At 62.0% G+C, this 19,655-nt stretch carries 16 protein-coding genes; 6 read left to right on the forward strand and 10 right to left on the reverse strand.

Annotated features, from left to right (window positions below; all coding sequences use genetic code 11):
* The first annotated feature begins 74 nt into the window (after window positions 1-74).
* Window positions 75-1,283, forward strand: coding sequence for an ABC transporter substrate-binding protein (locus BJ6T_RS30325; RefSeq protein WP_028169635.1), 1,209 nt, complete (start codon window positions 75-77; stop codon window positions 1,281-1,283).
* Window positions 1,284-1,370: 87 nt separating this feature from the next.
* On the opposite strand, the gene BJ6T_RS47545 is transcribed toward BJ6T_RS30325, so the two are convergent.
* The 6 genes from BJ6T_RS47545 to BJ6T_RS30355 all read right to left on the reverse strand — a co-directional run bounded on the left by BJ6T_RS47545 (window position 1,371) and on the right by BJ6T_RS30355 (window position 9,937).
* Window positions 1,371-2,072: a hypothetical protein gene (locus tag BJ6T_RS47545; RefSeq protein ID WP_028169634.1), complete on the reverse strand. Its 702-nt coding sequence runs from the start codon at window positions 2,070-2,072 to the stop codon at window positions 1,371-1,373.
* Window positions 2,073-2,082: 10 nt separating this feature from the next.
* The gene (locus tag BJ6T_RS30335; RefSeq protein ID WP_014496372.1) at window positions 2,083-3,354 is read right to left on the reverse strand and encodes an efflux RND transporter periplasmic adaptor subunit; all 1,272 of its coding nucleotides are present in this window, start codon (window positions 3,352-3,354) and stop codon (window positions 2,083-2,085) included.
* Window positions 3,351-6,533 (reverse strand): efflux RND transporter permease subunit, encoded by a 3,183-nt coding sequence (locus BJ6T_RS30340; RefSeq protein WP_014496373.1) that lies wholly within the window; start codon window positions 6,531-6,533, stop codon window positions 3,351-3,353. The genes BJ6T_RS30335 and BJ6T_RS30340 overlap by 4 nt, the downstream gene beginning before the upstream one ends.
* Before the next feature lie 139 nt (window positions 6,534-6,672).
* Window positions 6,673-7,629: an RNA polymerase sigma factor RpoH gene (gene rpoH / locus BJ6T_RS30345; protein ID WP_014496374.1), complete on the reverse strand. Its 957-nt coding sequence runs from the start codon at window positions 7,627-7,629 to the stop codon at window positions 6,673-6,675.
* A 146-nt stretch (window positions 7,630-7,775) separates the two neighbouring features.
* A complete protein-coding gene (locus BJ6T_RS30350) occupies window positions 7,776-9,197 on the reverse strand; it encodes a sensor histidine kinase (RefSeq protein WP_014496375.1) in 1,422 nt (473 codons plus the stop codon).
* A 59-nt stretch (window positions 9,198-9,256) separates the two neighbouring features.
* On the reverse strand, window positions 9,257-9,937 hold the full coding sequence (locus BJ6T_RS30355) for a response regulator transcription factor (RefSeq protein ID WP_014496376.1): 681 nt from the start codon (window positions 9,935-9,937) through the stop codon (window positions 9,257-9,259).
* A 489-nt stretch (window positions 9,938-10,426) separates the two neighbouring features.
* Between BJ6T_RS30355 and BJ6T_RS30360 the strand changes: the two genes are divergently transcribed.
* Together BJ6T_RS30360 and BJ6T_RS30365 are read left to right on the forward strand one after the other, a co-directional pair.
* Complete coding sequence (locus tag BJ6T_RS30360) at window positions 10,427-10,675, forward strand: hypothetical protein (RefSeq protein ID WP_014496378.1); 249 nt, start codon at window positions 10,427-10,429, stop codon at window positions 10,673-10,675.
* 289 nt (window positions 10,676-10,964) lie between these two features.
* Complete coding sequence (locus BJ6T_RS30365) at window positions 10,965-11,360, forward strand: hypothetical protein (protein WP_014496379.1); 396 nt, start codon at window positions 10,965-10,967, stop codon at window positions 11,358-11,360.
* A 109-nt stretch (window positions 11,361-11,469) separates the two neighbouring features.
* Here BJ6T_RS30365 and BJ6T_RS30370 read toward each other — a convergent pair whose 3' ends face one another.
* From BJ6T_RS30370 to BJ6T_RS30380, 3 genes are all read right to left on the reverse strand, one after another.
* Entirely contained in the window at window positions 11,470-11,670 is a 201-nt protein-coding gene (locus tag BJ6T_RS30370; protein WP_014496380.1) for a hypothetical protein, read from the reverse strand.
* A gap of 511 nt (window positions 11,671-12,181) precedes the next feature.
* On the reverse strand, window positions 12,182-14,005 hold the full coding sequence (glmS, locus tag BJ6T_RS30375) for a glutamine--fructose-6-phosphate transaminase (isomerizing) (protein WP_014496381.1): 1,824 nt from the start codon (window positions 14,003-14,005) through the stop codon (window positions 12,182-12,184).
* Window positions 14,006-14,293: 288 nt separating this feature from the next.
* Window positions 14,294-15,280: an aldo/keto reductase gene (locus BJ6T_RS30380; protein WP_039228345.1), complete on the reverse strand. Its 987-nt coding sequence runs from the start codon at window positions 15,278-15,280 to the stop codon at window positions 14,294-14,296.
* A 375-nt stretch (window positions 15,281-15,655) separates the two neighbouring features.
* Here BJ6T_RS30380 and BJ6T_RS30385 point away from each other — a divergent pair, with 375 nt between their 5' ends.
* The gene (locus tag BJ6T_RS30385; protein WP_038934123.1) at window positions 15,656-16,663 is read left to right on the forward strand and encodes an NAD-dependent epimerase; all 1,008 of its coding nucleotides are present in this window, start codon (window positions 15,656-15,658) and stop codon (window positions 16,661-16,663) included.
* A 390-nt stretch (window positions 16,664-17,053) separates the two neighbouring features.
* Complete coding sequence (locus tag BJ6T_RS30390) at window positions 17,054-17,290, forward strand: DUF6894 family protein (protein ID WP_014496384.1); 237 nt, start codon at window positions 17,054-17,056, stop codon at window positions 17,288-17,290.
* 110 nt (window positions 17,291-17,400) lie between these two features.
* Here BJ6T_RS30390 and BJ6T_RS30395 read toward each other — a convergent pair whose 3' ends face one another.
* Window positions 17,401-18,093: a LuxR C-terminal-related transcriptional regulator gene (locus BJ6T_RS30395; protein WP_043900268.1), complete on the reverse strand. Its 693-nt coding sequence runs from the start codon at window positions 18,091-18,093 to the stop codon at window positions 17,401-17,403.
* A 590-nt stretch (window positions 18,094-18,683) separates the two neighbouring features.
* Between BJ6T_RS30395 and BJ6T_RS30400 the strand changes: the two genes are divergently transcribed.
* The gene (locus BJ6T_RS30400) at window positions 18,684-19,490 is read left to right on the forward strand and encodes a LuxR C-terminal-related transcriptional regulator (RefSeq protein WP_043900433.1); all 807 of its coding nucleotides are present in this window, start codon (window positions 18,684-18,686) and stop codon (window positions 19,488-19,490) included.
* The last annotated feature ends 165 nt before the right edge of the window (window positions 19,491-19,655 follow it).

Consider the following 19,655-nt stretch of genomic DNA (forward strand, 5'->3'; position numbering starts at 1 on the left):
TGATCTATCGACCGGGACGGCATGTCCTGCAGCGCTGGACCAGCCCTCACCCCCAATCCTCCGGATCCTACCAGATGAGCATCTCCAGACGACAGGTCTTAGGCGGCGTTGGCGCGTCGGTGTTTTCGCCCGGCATCATCCGCGCCCAGGGCACGAGACCGATCAGGATCGGCGAGATCAACTCCTATAGCAGCGCGCCCGCGTTTACCCTGCCCTATCGTCGCGGCTGGCAGTTGGCGGTCGAACAGCTGAATGCGAGCGGGGGCCTCCTCGGGCGAGAGCTGCAGGTCATCAGCCGGGACGACGAAGGCAAGCCGAGCGTCGCGCTGCGTGCCGCCGAAGAACTGGTGCGGCGGAATGACGTCGATCTTCTGGCAGGCGCATATCTGTCGAATGTCGGACTGGCGATCAGCGACTTCGCCCGGCAAAACCGGATCCTCTTCGTGGCGAGCGAACCGCTCACCGACGCCCTCGTTTGGGAGCAGGGACATCGATATTGTTACCGGCTCCGCCCCTCGACATACATGCTGGCAGCCATGCTGGTGGAGGAGGCAGCTCAATTGAAGGCGACGCGGTGGGCGACGATTGCCCCGAACTACGAATACGGGCAGTCGGCCGTAAGATGGTTCACGCAGCTTCTGAGCCGCCGCCGTCCAGACGTCGAGTTCATCAACAGTCAGTGGCCGCCGCTGGGTGCCATTGATGCCGGCGTGGTCGTCAACGCCCTCGCGCAGCAGAAGCCCGAAGCGATCCTCAACGTCACGTTTGGACCCGATCTCGCCAGATTTGTCCGGCAAGGCAATGATCGTGGCCTGTTCGAAGGGCGACACGTCGTGTCGTTCACGACCGGCGAACCCGAATACCTTCTTCCCCTCGGGCAGGACGCACCGGAAGGATGGATCGTGACCGGCTATCCGGTGACCGAGGTTTTGGATCCCGCCAACAACGCTTTCGTCTCGGCCTATTCCGCACGATATGGCGAGGCTCCCACGATGGGATCCGTGGTCGGTCACGCCTTGATCAGCTCCATCGTGGCGCCGATCGCGAAGCTCGGGAGATTCGATACCGAGGCCATGGCCGACGGCTTTGGCAACGTCGGCTTCGAAACGCCGTTCGGCCCGGCGATTTGGCGTTCCATCGACCATCAGAGCACCATGGGGACCTTCGTCGGCCGCACCACTGTACGGGGCAACAAGGGCGTGATGGTGGACTGGAAATACCGGGACGGTGGAACGATGCTGCCGCCCGACGCCGAAGTCTTGAAGCTACGCCCGGCAACGTGAAGCGCTGGTTCGGCCAAGGCGATGCCAGCCGAAGTGTCGTCCCCCGTTCCCCACGCGGTGCGACGAGAGTCCTGTAGCGGCGGCGCCTCAGCATCCCGGCGGCAAGATCGGCGACACTCCCGGCGTTGGCGCCGCGCCTGAAGCGTTGGCCGGCAACACGGTCGCAGGCGCTGCGAGGTTCATAGAGACGCCTTCCGCGCAGGCCGTGCTGTTCGGGCTCGGCATGACGGCGGCATTTGGATCGATGCCAGTGCCGCCGGCGGCGCTGGTGTCCGCCAGGATCGTGCCGGGCGCGAGGCTGGACGGCACTTGCGGGATCGAGAGCGGCAGGGACGCAGCGCTTGTCGCGAGCCCTCCCGGCGTCGAGCTGCATGCGACCGTCGCCCCCGTTCCCGCCGGTGCCGCTGCGGGAATCGTTCCGGTGGAGCTGCCAGTTTGCCCTGTCACCGGCAATAGCGGAGCGCCGATGCCTGACGCTGTCGAGCCGATGCTCGATACGATCGGGGTCGCCGGCACCGGCACCGGGGACGTCGACGGCGTGGCGCAGACGACGACCGTACCCGGCGTCGTCGGATCCGAGGCGAGCGGAACAGGCGCCAGCGTCGTGTCGGGAACGCCAGGCTCGGTTGTTGCGGAAAACGGACCCGGACTGTTGAGCGGCGACGTCACGATCGCACCCGGTACGGTCGGAAGATCCATCGCCGTGGTGCCCATCGTTGAGACCTGCGCCTCACTCGAAGGGCAGTCCAACAGCAGGGCGATCGCTATTGCGAGCACGATCCGGATCATCTCTATGTTCCTAACTAACCTCGACCTTGCGAATGGTGACCTTGCTGCCCTCCGCCAGGTTCACCGACGGATTGAGCACGACCTGGTCGCCGGGCTGTAGCCCCTCGCGCACTTCCACCGTGGTGCCGAAGTCCCGTGCGATCGAGACGTGCTGCAGATGAACGATGCCGTTCCGCACGACCGCGACATGAAGACCGTTTTGATCGAAGACGAGCGCATCGGACGAGACTGTCACCGACGGCGTCTTGCGCGGGATCGACAGCTCGACCGTGCAGTAGATACCGGGACTCAAAGCACCGTCCGGATTGGGCACGTCGATCTCGGTCAGCAGAGTCCGGCTTCCCGGCTGCAATGCGCTTGCGATGCGTGTGACTTTCCCCGGAAACGTCCGCCCCGGAATCTCGGGGACGCGAATATCCGCGTCGACGCCCGGCGCGACTCCGAAGGCTTCGTCCTGCGGTACGAAGACCTGGGTTCGGATCACGTTGGAATGCATCAGCGTGAACATGAAGGTCGACCCGGCCTGCACCAGGCTGCCATTATCCACGTTGCGCTGTGTGATGACGCCGTCGAACGGCGCCACCACGCGCTGATAGGCCTTCTCCTGCTGGAGGACTCGAATCTGGGCCTCCTGCGCCGTGATGTTCGACTGGGCGACGCCCACGGCCGCCTGCTGTGCGCGCAACGTGAGACGATCGTTGTCCCCCTGCTGTGCCGTCAGCCAGCCTTGCTTGACCAGATTGCTGTCGCGCGCATTGGTGACGTCGGCGAGCTCCCGGCTCGCTTGCGCCTGCTGCAAGGCGGCCTGGTTTTGCGCCAGCGTCGCCTGGGCCTGGGCGATCTGCTGGTCGAGCTCCGGAGCCGTGATTTCCGCGAGAAGATCGCCCTTCTTGACGCGATCGCCGATATCCACATAGCGCTTTTCGATATAGCCGCTGGTCCGCGCGAAGATATTGGCTGCCTCGAACGCGGTCGTCGTCGCCGGCAAGGTAACCTTCATCAGATCCCCGCTGGGCCGTACCGCCGCCACCCGCACCTCCGGAATGGCGGTTCTCACCTGCTCCGCCACTGCAGCGACCTCACGCGCCGCCTGATAGTGCCGCCAGCCGCCAATGCCGAGACCGCCCACGAGCAGCAGAAGCATCCCTCCTCCGAGCAGCGCGCCGCCGTAACGGCGTCCGGACGGCGCGGCCTTGCCGGGGAGCTCGACGATACGGCGGCTCTCCGCATCGGGCGGGTCCCTCGCCTCTTCGTCATTGGTGCGCACACGAACGTCGCTCATTCCGGTTGCTCCTCGAATACGCCGTGGTGAGGCTTGCCATCGTTACCTTTGCGCAGCATGGCAAAGAGGTACGGCACGATCAGCAATGTCGTCGGGGTTGCGAACAGCAGTCCGCCGATCACCGCGCGCGCCAGCGCGGCGTTCTGCTCCTCGCCCGGACCTCCGAGCGCCATCGGGATCATGCCCACGATCATCGCGGCAGCAGTCATCAGGACCGGCCGGATCCTGGTGCGGCCCGCGCTCAGCGCCGCCTGGAACGCGGAATGTCCCTTCAATTGCTCATCACGCGCGAACGTTACGAGCAGGATCGAATTTGCGGAGGCCACGCCGACCGCCATGATCGCCCCCATCAGCGAAGGCACGTTCAGCGTCGTTCCGGTGATGAACAGCATCGTCACGATGCCGCACAAGGTCGCCGGCAGCGCCATGATGACGACGAAGGGATCGCCGAAGTTCTGGTAGTTCACGACCATCAGCAGGTAGACCAGGATGGCGGCAAACAGCAGGCCGATTCCGAGATTGCGGAACGACTGATTCATGCTCTGGATCTGTCCCAGGACCTGGATCGAATTACCCGGCTGGAGCTGCTTCTGGAGTGTGGAGGTGACCTTGTTGATATCGGCCGCGACGCCGCCGAGATCGCGACCCTGGACGCTCGCATAGACGTCAAACACCGGCTGGACGTTGGCCTGGTTCGAATTGGTGGGGACACTCCCCCGCTTGAACGTCGCGACATTGCTGAGGAGGCCGGGCACCGTCTGCCCGCTCGCGGCAAGCGAGGCCGACACCGGCGTGTTTCCCAGTGCGTTCAGCGAATTGGCCCTGTATTCGGGCGTCTGCACGGCCAGATAATACGGGATGCCCGACGTCGGATCGGTCCAGAAGTTCGGCGAGACCTGAGCCGACGAGCTGAGGCTGACATTGATATTGGTCGCCACCGTGCTGGCGTTGAGCCCGAGCTGCGCAGCCCGGGTGCGGTCGATGTCGGCATAGAACGCCGGAGCATCGACTTCCTGCTGCAGATGCGCATCGACGACCCCGGGGATCGCCGCGAGGCTCTTCTGCAGCTCCTTGGCCACGGCCAGATTGTTGGCGCCGTAGCCAACCGTGCGGACATCGATCTGCGCCGGAAGGCCGAAGTTCAGGATCTGCGTCACGATGTCGGCCGCCTGGAAATAGAACGTATCCTCCGGGAATGCCTCCGGCAGCACCTGGCGCAGTTTCCTGACGTAGTCCGCGGTCGGCTTGTGTCCGTCCTTGAGCGACACGAGAATGATGCCGTCGTTCACGCCGATCGTCGAGCCGTCGGTGAATGCGAGATTGTAGGGACGCGCCGGAAGCCCGATATTGTCGACGATCAGCGCCCGGTCCCGCTCCGGAATCACTTCGCGGATCTTGTCTTCGACCGCCTGGAAGATCGCTTCCGTCTTCTCGATGCGGGTGCCCGCGGGCGCCCGAACGTGGAGCTGGATCTGGCCGCCGTCGATCAGGGGATAGAAGTCCCTGCCGACAAAGACGAACATGGTGGCCCCGAGCCCCAGCACCAGGACCGCGACGACCGGCACAACGACGCGATGCCGAAGCAACGTCAACAGCAGGTCGGAGTAACCGTTGCGCAGACGTTCGAACCCGCGCTCGAACATCGCCGAGGCGCGGCCGAAGATGCCCGACGGGCTTCCGCCCTCGCCATGGCGCCGTTCGCTCTTCAGCAGCAGGCCGATGGTGATCGGCGTCAGCGTTCGCGACAACGCATACGACGCCAGCATCGCGAACACCACCGCCAGACCCAGCGGGGTGAAGAGGTATTTGGCCGGCCCTTCCAGAAAGACGACCGAGGTGAACACACAGCTGATGGCGAGCGTGGAGACGAGCGTCGGCACCGCGATTTCAGCCGCCCCGTGCAGCGTCGCATCAGCCAATGGCATGCCTTCCTCGGTCCAGAGCCGGTGCGTGTTCTCGATCGTCACCGTGGAATCGTCGACCAGGATGCCGACCGCGAGTGCAAGCCCGCCGAGCGTCATCGTGTTCAAGGTCTCGCCGAGACAGTACAGCACGACCAGCGAAGACAGCATCGCCAGCGGGATCGAGATCAAGACGACCAGTGTCGATCGCCACGATCCCAGAAACAGCAAGATCATCAGCGCCGTGAGGCCCGCCGCGATCGCGCCCTCGCGGAGCACGCCATCGACCGAATGGGTGACGAAGACCGACTGATCGAACAGCTCGTTGATCTTCATCCCTGCAGGAGCCGACGCGCGAATCGAACTCAAGGCCTTCTTCACCCCGTTGACGACGGCGAGCGTCGAGGCATTTCCGTTCTTGATCACGCTGAGCAGGACGGCGCGATGACCGTCCTCGCGCACGATGTTCTGCTGGACCTGGGAGCCGTCCCGAACCTGGGCCACATCCTTCAGGAAGATCGTGGCCCCGTTCACGAACTTGACCGGGATCATGTTGAGATCCTTGATCGAGGCCGGCGTGGCGTTGGTTCGAACGGTGTACTGGGTGTCGCCGATTTTCGTCGTGCCGGTGGGCAGCGTCAGGTTCTGGGTGTTCACCGCGTTGACGATGTCGAGCGGCGTCAACCCGCGCGACAGGAGCTTGTTCGGATCGATGTCGACCATGATCTGGCGGTACTTGCCGCCGGCAGGCGTGGGCAGCGTCACGCCCGGAACGGGCGCCAATTGCTGCCGGATACGATAGATACCGAAATCGTATAATTGCTGCTCGTTCAGACTATTGGACTCGAGGCTGAGCTGCAGCACCGGTACGCTCGATGCATTGAACTGCACGATGATCGGCGGCTGAATGCCGGGCGGCATCAGGGCGCGGATGGCGTTGGTTGCCGAGACGATCTGCGAAATCGCGAGGTCGAGATTGACGTCCGGCTGGAAGTAGATCTTCTGAACCGACAGGCCGTTGAGGGTTTGCGCCTCGATGTTCTTGATGCCGCTGACATTGGCGCTGATCGAATACTGGCTGTAAGTGCTGACGCGCTGCTCCATCTCAGGCGTCGACAGGCCCGTGTAGCTCCACACCACCGTGACGACGGGGATGCGGATCTCCGGAAAAATGTCCGTCGGCATCGACCAGATCGCGATGCCGCCGAGGAACAGGATCAGCGCCGCAAGCACATAGAACGTGTGCGGAAACCGCAGCGCGAAGCGAACAATTCCCATGGTGATTCTGCCTGAAGCAAGTTGCGCGGGATCATTGAGCAGATGAGGACGGGAGGGCATCCGTTCAAATGAAAACGAATTCAGATGCTCCGCGGCAGGACAGACATCATTCGTACCGGCATCACCGCTTCTCGATCGCTCATGGAGCGGTGAGCTCCCGCGGCCGTGAGCCCGAGACGCCGTCGGGGCGCTTGCGTGCCGCATCCTGCACCGCAAGAATGGCGGCTCGCCTGACCTTGGCAAAGGCGCGGATCTCGATCTGCCGAACCCGTTCGCTGGAGATCGAAAGCTCGAATCCGAGCTGGTCCAGCGTAACAGGGCATTCCGCCAGCCGCCTCGCCTCCAGAATATGACGCTCGCGCGCCGTCAGCATGCCCAGCGCAGCGCGCAAGGCATTGGTACGGCGCTCCGTCTGCTCATGATCGGCGAGCACCGTCTCCGCGTCGATCGTCTGATCGACCAGCAACGCTTCCCACTCGGTTCCTTGCTCGTCATCGCCAACGCGCGCGTTCAGCGACATGTCACCGTTCAGGCGGGAATCCATCTCGATCACCTCACGCGCCGTGACGTCGAGCCTTTCCGCGATCGTCTCGGCGACATCGGGCGTGAGCGCCGCCATCGCGCCGCCCGCGGCTTTCCTCATCTCGCTACGGAGCTTGAAGAACAGCTTCTTCTGCGCTGCCGTCGTACCGATCCTGACCAGGGACCACGAGCGCAGGATGTATTCGTGAACCGAGGCCTTGATCCACCAAACCGCATAGGTGGAGAACCGCGCACCGCGGCCGGGTTCGAAACGTGACGCCGCGATGACGAGGCCGAGATTTGCCTCCGCGATCACATCGGCCAAGGGCAGACCGTACCCCTTGTAGCCGCGTGCCACTTTGGCTGCGAGCCGGAGATGGCTCGTGACGAGCGCGTTCACAGCGCCGCGGTCCCGCGTCTCTTGCCAGCGGCGTGCAAGCTGCTGCTCGTGACCGGGCTCAAGCAGTTCAAAGCGCTTGATGGCCGCGGAATAGGCGCTGAGGAAAGGGGCCGATGGTGCTCCGGCCGCGACAGCCATGGCACTATTCCTCACTACTTCGTGGCGGATCTGCATCTGTCACTCCCACATACGAAACCGGCGAGCGGACTCTAGGAAGCCCGCGAAGGCGGAGGCCACTGAATTGAGCGTAACAAACCTGAATTCGCCTTCAGACATTCGGCATGTCCTGGCATCGAGAACATCACACATCATGAGGGGCATCACATCTGATTGACGGTTGCGAGAGTTGGGGTCCGGGACCCGCATGCCGCGGCTTTGCTCGCCCTCCCGGTCCAGGCAAGGATCTCGATCCGCCCGCCGGGAGCCGGACCGATGATCAATCGAAAGCCATGCAGCTTGACGATGGCAGCCACCAGGCTCAGTCCCAGCCCAACCCCCGGCGTATTGCGCATCTTGTCGGAACGATAGAATCGCCTCAGCACCGCTTCGCGCTCCTGCGTGCTGATGCCGGGTCCGGTGTCACTTACGCGCACGAGCGCAGTGTCGTCTTCCGACACCAGTTCGAGCCTCACCTGGCCGCCGGGCGGCGTGAACTTGACGGCATTGTCCACGAGATTGGCCATCGCTTCGAACAACAGGTCCCGATCGCCCCACACCTGCACATTGCGATCGATGACGACGCCAAGCCCGATGCCCTTGTCTTCGGCGATGGGCTCATAGACGTCGCACACCTCGCGCAGGATCTCGTCGAGCGCAACGTTACCGAAACCGGCGGTGCGACGGCTGTTCTCGATCTCGGTGAGGCGTAGCAGGGCGGTGACGATCGCGAGCGACTGATCGATTCCGGCCATTGCCTTGTCCGTGACCTCCTGGAGCTGCTCCAAAGTGGTCGCATGCGTTCGGCCGCGCTCCAGCGCCAGGCGTGCGCGCGTGAGCGGCGTCCTGAGATCATGGGCGATATCGTTGCCGACACCGGCAAGCGCGTTGATCATGGTCTCCATCTCCGCGAGCATACCGTTGACGATCCTGGCCAGTCGCGCGAACGGATCGTCGGAATTGTCTTCCGGAAGCCGCTCACGCAACTCCCCGGCCACGATCCGCTGCACCCGCTGGTTCACCTCTTCCACGCGTCTCTGGGCGCGAACACTCAGCCACGCTCCGGCCAGCAGACAGAGGCAGAACGCCGGCAGCAGGCCGAGCGCGAGCGCCTGCCCCACGACACTCGAGATTTCGTGCGTCTCATCGACGTTCCGTCCCATCACGAGGACATCGCCGTTCTCGAGACGCCTGCCCACGACCCTGATGACCGGTCCGTGGACCGCCGATTTCTCGATCAGGTCGAGCCGCACACCCTGCGCCGCTCCGCCGAGGTCGAGCGCGCGCGGCAAGCTGTCGATGTTGCCGGCAAGCCGGGTGCCCGCATCATTGAAAAGTCCCGCATACTGCACGCCTCTGGAATCCTGCTCGAGATGATCGGAAATCGCTCCGATGCGGCGCTCCGGCGGCAAATCGGCGATGAAGTTGATCCGGGTCGTGATCATGCGGTCGGATCGCGCGATCAGATAGTCGTCGAGCTTCCAATAGGTGAACGCGAACAGCCCGACCACGAACAGCGCAAATGCGGCCGCCACCGCCAGGGCCCAGAGGAACGTGTTCGAACGGATGAACTGAATTTGACGCATCGAACCGGCACTCGATATTCGTCCGAGATGTGCTCTGCGAGCCCCTGAGTTTCGCGTCTCTATGCGCGCGAACGCAGAATGAAACCGGAGCCGCGAACATTGTGGATGAGCTGCGTATCACCGGGACCGTCCACCTTGTGGCGCAGCCGGCCCATATGCACGTCGATCAGATTCGTCGTCGCCGGAACGAACTTGTAGTTCCAGACCTCTTCGAGCAGCATCGCGCGCGTGAGCAATTGATCGCTCCGGCGCATCATGTATTCGAGCAGGCGGAACTCGCGCGGCAACAGATCTATCTCGCGCTCGTCCCGTCGCGCGGTTCGCTCGATCAGGTCGAGTTCCAGCGGCCCGACATGCAGCGTAGTCTCGCGGCTGTCCATCGGACGGCGAAGTAATGCCTCTATGCGCGCGACGAGCTCGATGATCGCGAACGGCTTGGTGAGATAGTCGTCTCCCCCCATACGCAATCCGCGTACCCGATCGTCCACGGCGCCGAGCGCACTCAGAACCAGCACCGGCGTCCCGACCCGATCCTTACGCAAGGCCTCGATCACGGTCAGCCCGTCCATTCCGGGCAGCATGCGATCGACGATCATGGCATCCGGACACGCTGCGCGCGCCCGATCGAGACCGTCGACGCCGTCAGGGGCCCATTGGACCTCAAAACCGCGATCGGCGAGTTCGGCGACGATCACCTCGGCGGTTTCGGCATCATCTTCGATCAGAAGAATCCGCGTCATGATCCTGCTCCCACGTTCTGCGAGGCGTTTCGGCCTGCGGCGGAGGAGCACGAGCTCGGCGGTCGGGGGCGTCATGTTCAATGCCCGCCCGCTCTGAACGCGCGACGCCGCGCCAGCCTGCCATAGGCCACTCGTTGTCTGACGACATAGTCCTGCGGAGCATGGGGCACCACTAAATAGCGATTCAGGAAGCGCGCCGTGCCCGTCGCCAACAGGGCCAGCGCGATGGCCATACGTCTCGCTGTCGTCGTGATCATCTTCCACCTCCAATTTGAACTGCGCTTTCATGAACATATGCCTGCGATGCCCTCCCCGTTACTCTCAAGGCAACGGATGTTGCGCATTCGCACGATCGTGCTTGCAGCGCCGCGCCGCCTCACAGGCCGTTGAAATCCGGTGAGCAATTCGTGCATTTGGACGACGCCCGGCCGTCCACACGTTGATGGTGAGCCGCTTGGTCGGCCTGATGTCACCAAAGGAGAAGCCGAAATGACCACTCTCAAACTCTTGTCGACGGGATTGATTGCAGCCGCCGTGCTCGGGGGACCCGTCATGGCGCGCGAGCACCATGCCGCCATGCGACAGCCCGCGATGACAACCGATACGGCCGCATCGGGCGAGCCCTTCTATCAGCAGGACGGCCGCGTCTGCGTTCCTGCGCCGCGCGTGGGCGCTTTCGCGACGGCGCCGTGGACCGGCAACAACGTGCCTTGTGAGCCCGGCACGGGCGGCTTCTGATCGCGGCATTTCCTTGGCCGGCCGGGCGCCTCGGTCGGTCGCTCCTCATCGAACGACGGGGGCGGGCTGGAACGTTCAGCCCGCCCCTTCCGCGGGCCGCGGCCCCCGCGGCAGGGTCACCTTCCCGACCGGTGCGCCTCGTTCCTGAAGTCGAATTTAGTGGGATTGCCGCGCATCGCTCCTACCTCTCCTTTCATCACGAGCCTTGGCATCAGGAGCTTTGGCGACGGCACGACGCGGGAGCGGACTGCATGGATGACCAGGCAGATCGACACGAAAGGAGTGTCCCATGAAACGAGCAATCATGATTTTGGCAACAGCGGCGCTTGCCTCGACCCTGGCCATCGGCGCGGCCGAGGCGCACGGCGGTGGCGGTGGCGGCGGCCACGGTGGTGGCTTCGGCGGCGGCGGCCACGCCGGTTTTGGCGGTGGTGGCTTCGGCGGCGGACATATGGGCTTCGGCGGCGGCGCGCATTTCGGCGGCATGGGGCATGATGGAGGCTTTGGCGGCGAACATCTCGGATTCGGCGGTCATGCCGGCGCCGGCGGCATCGGCCTGCGCCAGCATGCGTTCCACCGCTTTGGTCGCTATCGACCCGGATACGGATTCTACGGCGCCTATCCAGATTGCTACGATTGGTACGAGTTGTACCCTGACCAGCCGTTACCGCTGAGCTGCAGTTAGTCTGCATGCACGTCGGTCCAGCCCTACCGCGGAGGCTGCGGCGCCGGCCCGCTCACGACTTGGCCGAGCCAGGCTCGGCCATTTTGCGATGCTGGTTTGCCAATAAGCTCTAGGAGGGGCGGAAGCCCGGAGGCATCGTTCGCCAGACTTTGTCTTTGAGGCAATAGGCACGGGCACCCTCGGGAATATCTTCGGCGGCGCCGCCCTCATATTGCTCGTAAAGGAGCGCCGGGAACAGCCTCCCTTTGATGACTTTAATCATATCACCGCGTCGAATGTCCGCGCCGGCCGTTCCCGTCAAAACCGACATGATCCCTCGCGAAGCGCAGGTAGGATGCCAAACGACCTCGTCGACCGGACGGGCTTGCCTGAAGCTATCTCGAAGCAGAACAGTCTTCCAATAACCCGAAAGGACTACTCCCTGATCGGGCTGCCCTTGCGGCCTGATGCCGAAGAGTCTGCGAGGATCCGGCTGCGGAGCGCGCGCAAGGCGGCTGGTTCTGAGGGGAGTTGCGTATCTCAAGTCCGAGCCGCACCGCCTCGGGAAACCCCACTCGCTTCGCCGTATGGAAGCAGCCCCCAGGTGCTCGCTCGTTTCTTGGCAGCAGCGGCCCCGCCAACGCGGTTACAATATAGCGGGGCCGCCTGCCCTACAGACGTCGGTGCTTAACCTGGGCCCGAAGGCCGCCAGACTCTACCCCGAGCCGCCGAGAGCGCGGATTGGTCGAAGGAGGCACCCATTTCGGAGCGTCCCGGTCTGTCAGATCAGCATCCTGCTTTCGACAGCTCTTTCTGAAGCGGAAGTGGCGCGACCGGACCGACTATTCGACGGTCACGGACTTCGCGAGATTCCGCGGCTGGTCCACGTCGGTCCCCATAATCGCGGCACTGTGATAGGCAAGGAGTTGTAGCGGCACCGCGAGAGCCAGCGGCGCCACGGCCGCGGGCATATCCGGTAAGGCCAAGACCGAGCAACCACTGGACGCGGCGAGTGAAGCACCTCTCTCGTCGGTCAAGAGGATAATGCGGCCCCCACGGGCGATCACCTCCTGCATGTTCGACATGGTCTTTTCGAACGTCGCGTCGTACGGCGCAATAACGATGACCGGCAGGCCCTTGTCGATCAGCGCGATCGGTCCATGTTTGAGCTCACCCGCTGCATAGCCCTCTGCGTGAATGTAAGTGACCTCCTTGAGCTTGAGGGCTCCCTCCAATGCCAGCGGATAATTCGTGCCCCGGCCTATGAACAGAGCGTCTGTGGCCCTGGCGATCTCACGCGCGAGCTCATGGACCTTCGGCTCCAGTTCGAGCGCGCGGGCCATATGGTCTGGAATCTGGGCAAGGGCCCGGACGAGTGAGCGCTCGTCTTCGGTCGAGAGCACACCACGACTGCGACCGGCAGCGATTGCAATGCAGAGCAAGATTGCCAGCTGACAGGTGAACGCCTTTGTCGACGCGACCCCTATTTCCGGACCGGCCAATGTGGGCATTACGATGTCGCTCGAACGAGCCATCGTCGAGGTTTGCACGTTGACGACAGAGAGGACATGCTGGCCGTGGGTCTTGGCGAACTCCAACGAGGCGAGCGTATCGGCCGTTTCGCCGGACTGCGACACAAAAATCGCCAGATTACCCGCTCCGAACGGAACGTCGCGATACCGGAATTCCGATGCAATATCGATCTCGACCGGGAGCCTGGCGTATCGCTCGAACCAGTACTTCGCAATCAGACCGGCGTAGAAGGAGGTCCCGCAAGCTACAATCGACACGCGATCGACTGTCCCGAAGTCCACATCCACGCCCGCCGGTAACCTGATTGTCCCGTCGCGCGCGATATATTGCGCAAGCGTCTGCCCAACCACCTTCGGCTGTTCGTGAATCTCCTTCGCCATGAAGTGGCGATGCTCGCCCTTGTGAACAATCACGGCGGCACCAGCGACCTTGGCCGACGTACGACGCAGGCGCGCGCCGTTCACGTCGATAAACTCGATCTGCTCTCGGGTCACGACGGCGAGATCGCCGTCCTCAAGGTAGGCGACAATGTCCGTCAGCGGCGCGAGCGCCATCGCATCCGAACCCAGGAACATTTCGCCGCAACCGTAGCCGACAGCAAGCGGCGAGCCCTTCCGGGCACCGATCAGGAGATTGTCGTGCCCTTCGAACAGGAAGGCGAGCGCGAACGTTCCGCTCAAGCGCGGGAGCACCTTACGCACCGCTGCGACCGGCTCGTATCCGTTCTTCCGCTCGCGGCTAACGAGATGCGCAACCACTTCGGAGTCGGTTTCGGTCGCAAAATGTGCACCGGCTGCTTTGAGATCATTGCGCAACTCTCGATGGTTCTCGATGATCCCGTTGTGCACGATCGCCACACCATCAACCATATGAGGATGCGCATTCGTCTCATCGGGACGGCCGTGCGTTGCCCAGCGGGTGTGACCAATTCCGATCCGCCCGGCAAGCGGCTCCGAGTCGAGCCTACTCTTGAGGTTCGCGAGCTTTCCGACCGCACGACGTCGCGTCAGCGAACCGTCCTCGAGAGTGGCAATACCGGCCGAGTCATATCCGCGGTATTCAAGCCGCTTCAGCGCGTCCAAAAGAAGAGCAGAGGCTGGGCCCCGCCCGACGACACCAACAATTCCGCACATGGCCTCTCTCCGAGCATCTATCAACGGGCCCACCAAGCGCAACCACGATTGCGGGCAATCTCCTAACGCGACGGCATCGGCCTGGCCCCCTCACCTTTGGCCTGCCCTGCTGCGCATGCTTCGGCGAGACGCTCAAGCCAGCCGCCTCCCGGCCGCCCGCGCGCCTGTCGAATATCGTCGACAACATTGGCGAGTAGTATCGTGGGACGCGAATTCTAGCACGCGCAGCCGCCGATTGCATGATGATGACGGAGTAGACCTCATGCCCATAAGCTCCGCACTTGATCGCTACACCAACACGCGCACGACCAATCGTTCGGCTCGCCGCGGCCCGTTCGAGAGCTCGGCGACGATGCGATTGAGCTGATGAAGCGCCGGGATTTGCGCTGACCGGCGCAGATTGAACGCGAGATGCTCCTTCCGAAACATCGAAAACAGCGAAACTCCTGCCGAGTTCGTTGCCAGCGCATAATCCACGACGAAGGCAGCGGCGATCTCGGTGAGGTCGCCCCGGTATCCCATCTCGTAAAGGCCGTTCAGTATTTCCTTCTCCGATCCCAGCCTTGCGACAAGCGGGGCGACGCTCGAGAATGATCCATAGGTGACAAACGTCCTGCGCCGCGCAATCTCGGTCGATCTCTGAAGATTCGGCTCGAGCGGATTATTCGCGATCTGTATCAGCCGGTATGGTAGCGATTCATGGAGGTCGTCAATTCCGCCCTCGTTATTACCCGCAATCGAAATCGCGCGGGCCTTCCCGTCCTGGACGATGCGCTCAACCGCCCGAATGATGTCTTCGCGAACGACCTCGTCGCGGGTGGGACGGTGGAGAGCAAGCACATCTACATAATCCGTCCGAAGTCGCCTCAGGCTATCCTCGATGCTCGTCCTGATCAGCTCGGCCGATAGCGGCACTTTGAAGGGCTTCGACTTCATTGCGGAGAGGCGCGGTTGGATCCCGGGAAACACCGCAAGAGCGGCGCGCGCCATCGGCTTCAGGATCCGCATAACGGCGGAGGTATCACGCGGGCGCATCCCGACCTTGGTGCAGATATAGACGCTGCCGCGCTTCCCGGATACGAACTGACCCAAAATGGGCTCCGCCATCCCATCGCCATACGACGGCGCCACGTCGTACCAGGTTATTCCGGCGTCGTACGCGCGCTCGAGCCCCTCGACCCCCCTGCGAGCCCCAACGCGCCCCCCGAGCGACGCGCAGCCGAAACCGATGCTCGATACATTCGCGCCGAGAGCATCAACACGGACCATCTTCATCGCAAACACCCCTGACCACGCCGCTTGCGCTCAAGTCACCGACGTCGATCGTTCGATAACGCGTACTCCAAGCCGACGGCCACGTCGGGCAAGCCCGCCGCTGAAACAACTCTGCAGGTTTGCCTGGCTTCATCTTCATGCAAATGGATGATGACGGGGTTCGCTCGGACATTACATACGCTACGCCCCTGGAATTTGAGACAGTGGCGAGGATGCACGGAGTAATCCGTTCGAGCGGCAGCTGGCAACTCGGCTCCGCCGCCATCGTCAGGTGCGCTCATTTGCGCAATCGAGATGCGGCGCGATTGAGAGTTAACTTTCTGCGATCGATGGCGCCTTCTTCGCCGTTCGAGCTCCATCTAACCTGGACAGCGAATGTCATCTCGCTCAGAACAAGTTGCCGACGACGTTCTGGTGACCGGAGCTGCGGGCTTCATCGGTTTTCATGTTGCCCGTCGGCTACTCGATGAAGGGCGCCGGGTCGTCGGATTGGACAACATCAACAGCTACTACGACCCAGCCCTCAAGCGCGCGCGTCTCGACATTCTGCGCCGCGACCCGCGTTTCTCCTTCGTGCAGATCGATCTTGGACATCGCTCGACGATGGCCGAGTTGTTCGCAAAACATCGTTTTGCGAGAGTGATCCATTTAGCCGCTCAGGCCGGCGTCCGGCATTCGATCGATCAGCCGCACGCCTATGTCGACGCCAATCTCGAGGGATTCCTCAACGTCCTCGAAGGCTGCAGGCATAACGCATGTGGTCATTTGATCTACGCATCATCATCGTCCGTGTACGGCGCCAATGCCGAGTTGCCATTTTCGACCCGGCATAGGGCTGACCACCCCGTCAGCTTCTATGCCGCGACGAAGAAAGCCAACGAGCTGATGGCCCACTCTTACAGCCACCTGTACCGGCTCCCGGTCACCGGCTTACGGTTCTTTACGATCTACGGCCCGTGGGGCCGGCCCGACATGGCGATATTCCTGTTCGCCGACGCGATCGTCAAAGGCAGGCCGATCAAGCTCTTCAACCATGGCAGGATGCGGCGCGACTTCACCTATGTCGACGACGTCACTCGCGTCATCTCGCGGCTGATCGAGCGCGCTCCGGACGACAACGCCGATGCGGCGGGCGCACCGGCCAGGCTCTACAACGTAGGCAATAACCGCCCGGAAGCGCTGATGCACGTCCTCGAATTGATCGAGAAAGAGCTGGGACGAACCACAGCGAAGGAAATGCTGCCAATGCAACCTGGGGATGTTCCGGAAACGTTTGCCGACGTTGGCGATCTCATGCGCGATACCGGGTTTTCGCCCTCCACCCCTATCGAAACCGGTATATCCAATTTCGTCCGCTGGTATCGCGATTACTACCGGATATGATTTTTCGAGATCATCTCCCCAAAAGTCAAACCGTCCGCTCCCGACCGATCGGAGTATCGGTTGCAATTTCTGCGCGGCGGTGATGGAGGACCGGGCGGGACTTGCGAAAAAGGGCGCGGCCCCGGCGGGGGCATTGGGGATTCGCAAGGCCGGGGCCGCAGCGCTGCGCCGAAGTGGGCTCCGTCGACGCAACATCATCGTAGTCCTCGAGAAGCGATTGTTCATTCTGAATTCGTGGTCATGCAGATCAACGTCGGGGTACCCATCAATGATGATTGGGTCCTCCTAGAATAGCCGCTTGCTATGCGCCCCCCTGCGATGCGAAATCTCGACCGTGATGCGGGGGGCTCGCTGCAGTCATCGGAATGTTCGCGTTGTCCGGAGACGTCCATGCCGCGGTATTTCTTTCATATCCACGACGGTCATTCAGTGCTCGACGATGTCGGACTTGATCTCCCCGACATTTCCGCGGCACGGACTACTGCGATCGAACTGAGCGGCGAGATCCTCAAGCACGACGTGATGGACCCACTCCTGCATTACATTTCCTGGCAGGTGGAAGTCAGCGACAGCCCCGAGCTTGGCGGCCGGTCGCTGTTCGTTCTTCAGTTCTCCGTCGAGGGATAAGAGAGCGAAACGCGGCTTTGCCGGCGCTTGCACAATCTGAAGGTGCAATGGTCGATCGGCTTGGCCTCAGCGAAATGCCCGCATATCGCACTGCAAACAGTGCGAGATGATTAGCGATCCCCGGGCACCGGATCCGATCCAGCATGCGCCGGTTTGTCCTGCGCCGAATTGGCGCGGTCATCCTGCGAGATGGCGAGGGCGGCAAGCGCAGTGCGATTGCCGATTTCAAGCTTCTGGAAAATGTTGTGGAGGTGAACCTTGATGGTGCCGTCCGCAATGTGGAGCCGGCGGCCAATTTCCTTGTTGGACAGACCACGAGAGACCAGGCGCATGATCTGCCGCTCGCGCTCGGTGAGCACCGCCAGCGCACTTTCCGGATTCGGACTCTGCTCGCGAGGCGCGGCCTGATCGGTGGGCGATAACGGAACAACGGTCTGGCCGTTGGCAATGTCTCGCAAGCCCTGCACCACGGCTTGGCCCGTCATCTCCTTCAGAAGGACACTGTACCCGGCCGGGGCGCCCGCCAACACAAGATCGCAGTCCTCGCTGGGCGCGAAGAACACAAGCCGCGTTGGTCGGCTGTCCGAATGACTGAGTGAATTGTTCATCAGCGCGGTCAGCTCCGGCATCGCCGCATCCATGATCGCTATGTCGGGCGCAAGCGTCAAAATTGCCTGGATGCAACTCGCAGCATCGCCGCAGGATGCAACGACCTCGAAATCGGATTCTGAACCGAGAACACTTGCGAGACCCTGCAAAACCATTGGATGTCGGTCTGCAATCACTACAGTCGCACGACGCATCGGGCGCTCCCTAATCTGCCGCCCCCAAAATTCCCGCGATTGAAGCTACGGGCCCCCGCCCTTGCCGCTCCAACATTAATTGATCACCAACAAATAAACTTCGAGCAATTCCCTAAAGTATCATTTGGCGTAGCGGACCTATGAGGCAAATAACCGCACGAGTCTGTGATCGCAATATACATCAAGTTCGCCGGATCAAAGGGCCGTATGAACCCGGTGGTCACGGCTCACAACCGCTGGGCGAGCGGTCTATCCATTTGCCAATTGGCAAGTCCGAAAGCGTCGCGATAGAGCAAGGCTTTCGCGAGCGGTTTCACCCGCACACGGCGAACATTCAAAGGTTGAATCAATATTCCCTTTCGCCCCCAAGTCAATCTCCGACGACCGTTCACCAACAGCGTGGGGACCCATCGGCCTATAACGAAAGGTATATAGGCAAGATCGAAAGATCGAATCTAACCTTCAGCAATTATTAACTAAACGGCGCCCGACTTCTGTAAATCAGAAAAAACGGGCGATGAGACGCTTTGTTCCTTTTCCTGTGTGTTTTTCATTCAAGTTGTGTCATTGCGTTGGTTGCGGAGGGTAAGATGAGGAGGCGGCAATCCTGCAAAGTTGTTTTGATCGGACGAAATATTTTGCTGCGAGAGGGAATTTCTCAAATACTGCATGCTGCAGATTTTCAAATTGCGGTGTCGGCTTCGAGCACTGATGAAGTAACAAGCACACTCCAGCCACATCAGCAGCTCCTGTTTGTGATTATCCACAGCACCGGCGAATTCGATGCAGCCATGAAGCACATCGGATTTGCAAGAGAGCACTATCCGGATGCGCGCGTAGCGATCGTTTCGGACCACTACCGGCCGGATGAGTTGATCGCGGCCTACAAGGCTGGCGCCAGCGGCTATTTCGTCGACGTCAATTCATGCGACGCTTTCATCAAGTCCATCGAGCTCGTGACGATGGGCGAGACGGTGTTTCCACCGGCTTTCCTGTCATTCGTGCTCGATAGCGGTCTGGATCGCGAGCCTCAACTTCAGCCAGCGATCGAAGAGCGATCAAATCTCCTCGTAGCGGCCGAAGAACGGATAGCACCTCATCTGTCTCCGCGTGAGCGGGCAATTCTCTCCTATTTGATCGAGGGCAATTCCAACAAGTGCATTGCGCGAAAGATCGATATTGCCGAGGCGACCGTGAAGGTTCACGTCAAGGCGATCCTGCGCAAGATACGGGTCCAGAACAGGACGCAGGCCGCAATTTGGGGAATGAACAACGGATCACTGGTGCGGGTCTCGAATGGTCACGCGCTGCCGTTGTCGATCGATCGGGAACCTACGCTCAGCCTTGTGCCAAGCGACCGCGGACGTCATGAAATGGGCGCCTCGGAGCAGGACTAGCCTGGCCGATCGGCCTGACGTCCCATCAAGCCTTCAACAAATTCCGGGCGGCGCCTATACGCGCCGCCCGGCTAACCGCGCCGGACTGATCTATCGATCGAGAGGATCAGAACCTGCCCGTGGAGCGGCAACATTTCGCGGGGCATCTCCTGCATTCAAATGATG

Source organism: Bradyrhizobium japonicum USDA 6 (assembly GCF_000284375.1).
Taxonomy (GTDB): Bacteria; Pseudomonadota; Alphaproteobacteria; order Rhizobiales; family Xanthobacteraceae; genus Bradyrhizobium; species Bradyrhizobium japonicum.

Excerpts from the sequence above, each read along its gene's own strand:
- BJ6T_RS30360 (WP_014496378.1), top strand. The coding sequence starts at position 10,427 with ATGACCACTCTCAAACTCTTGTCGACGGGATTGATTGCAGCCGCCGTG.
- BJ6T_RS47545 (WP_028169634.1), bottom strand. The coding sequence starts at position 2,072 with ATGATCCGGATCGTGCTCGCAATAGCGATCGCCCTGCTGTTGGACTGC.
- BJ6T_RS30325 (WP_028169635.1), top strand. The coding sequence starts at position 75 with ATGAGCATCTCCAGACGACAGGTCTTAGGCGGCGTTGGCGCGTCGGTG.
- BJ6T_RS30350 (WP_014496375.1), bottom strand. The coding sequence starts at position 9,197 with ATGCGTCAAATTCAGTTCATCCGTTCGAACACGTTCCTCTGGGCCCTG.
- BJ6T_RS30380 (WP_039228345.1), bottom strand. The coding sequence starts at position 15,280 with ATGAAGATGGTCCGTGTTGATGCTCTCGGCGCGAATGTATCGAGCATC.
- BJ6T_RS30340 (WP_014496373.1), bottom strand. The coding sequence starts at position 6,533 with ATGGGAATTGTTCGCTTCGCGCTGCGGTTTCCGCACACGTTCTATGTG.
- BJ6T_RS30365 (WP_014496379.1), top strand. The coding sequence starts at position 10,965 with ATGAAACGAGCAATCATGATTTTGGCAACAGCGGCGCTTGCCTCGACC.
- BJ6T_RS30355 (WP_014496376.1), bottom strand. The coding sequence starts at position 9,937 with ATGACGCGGATTCTTCTGATCGAAGATGATGCCGAAACCGCCGAGGTG.
- BJ6T_RS30395 (WP_043900268.1), bottom strand. The coding sequence starts at position 18,093 with ATGCGTCGTGCGACTGTAGTGATTGCAGACCGACATCCAATGGTTTTG.
- BJ6T_RS30335 (WP_014496372.1), bottom strand. The coding sequence starts at position 3,354 with ATGAGCGACGTTCGTGTGCGCACCAATGACGAAGAGGCGAGGGACCCG.
- rpoH (WP_014496374.1), bottom strand. The coding sequence starts at position 7,629 with ATGCAGATCCGCCACGAAGTAGTGAGGAATAGTGCCATGGCTGTCGCG.
- glmS (WP_014496381.1), bottom strand. The coding sequence starts at position 14,005 with ATGTGCGGAATTGTTGGTGTCGTCGGGCGGGGCCCAGCCTCTGCTCTT.
- BJ6T_RS30390 (WP_014496384.1), top strand. The coding sequence starts at position 17,054 with ATGCCGCGGTATTTCTTTCATATCCACGACGGTCATTCAGTGCTCGAC.
- BJ6T_RS30370 (WP_014496380.1), bottom strand. The coding sequence starts at position 11,670 with ATGTCGGTTTTGACGGGAACGGCCGGCGCGGACATTCGACGCGGTGAT.
- BJ6T_RS30400 (WP_043900433.1), top strand. The coding sequence starts at position 18,684 with ATGAGGAGGCGGCAATCCTGCAAAGTTGTTTTGATCGGACGAAATATT.
- BJ6T_RS30385 (WP_038934123.1), top strand. The coding sequence starts at position 15,656 with ATGTCATCTCGCTCAGAACAAGTTGCCGACGACGTTCTGGTGACCGGA.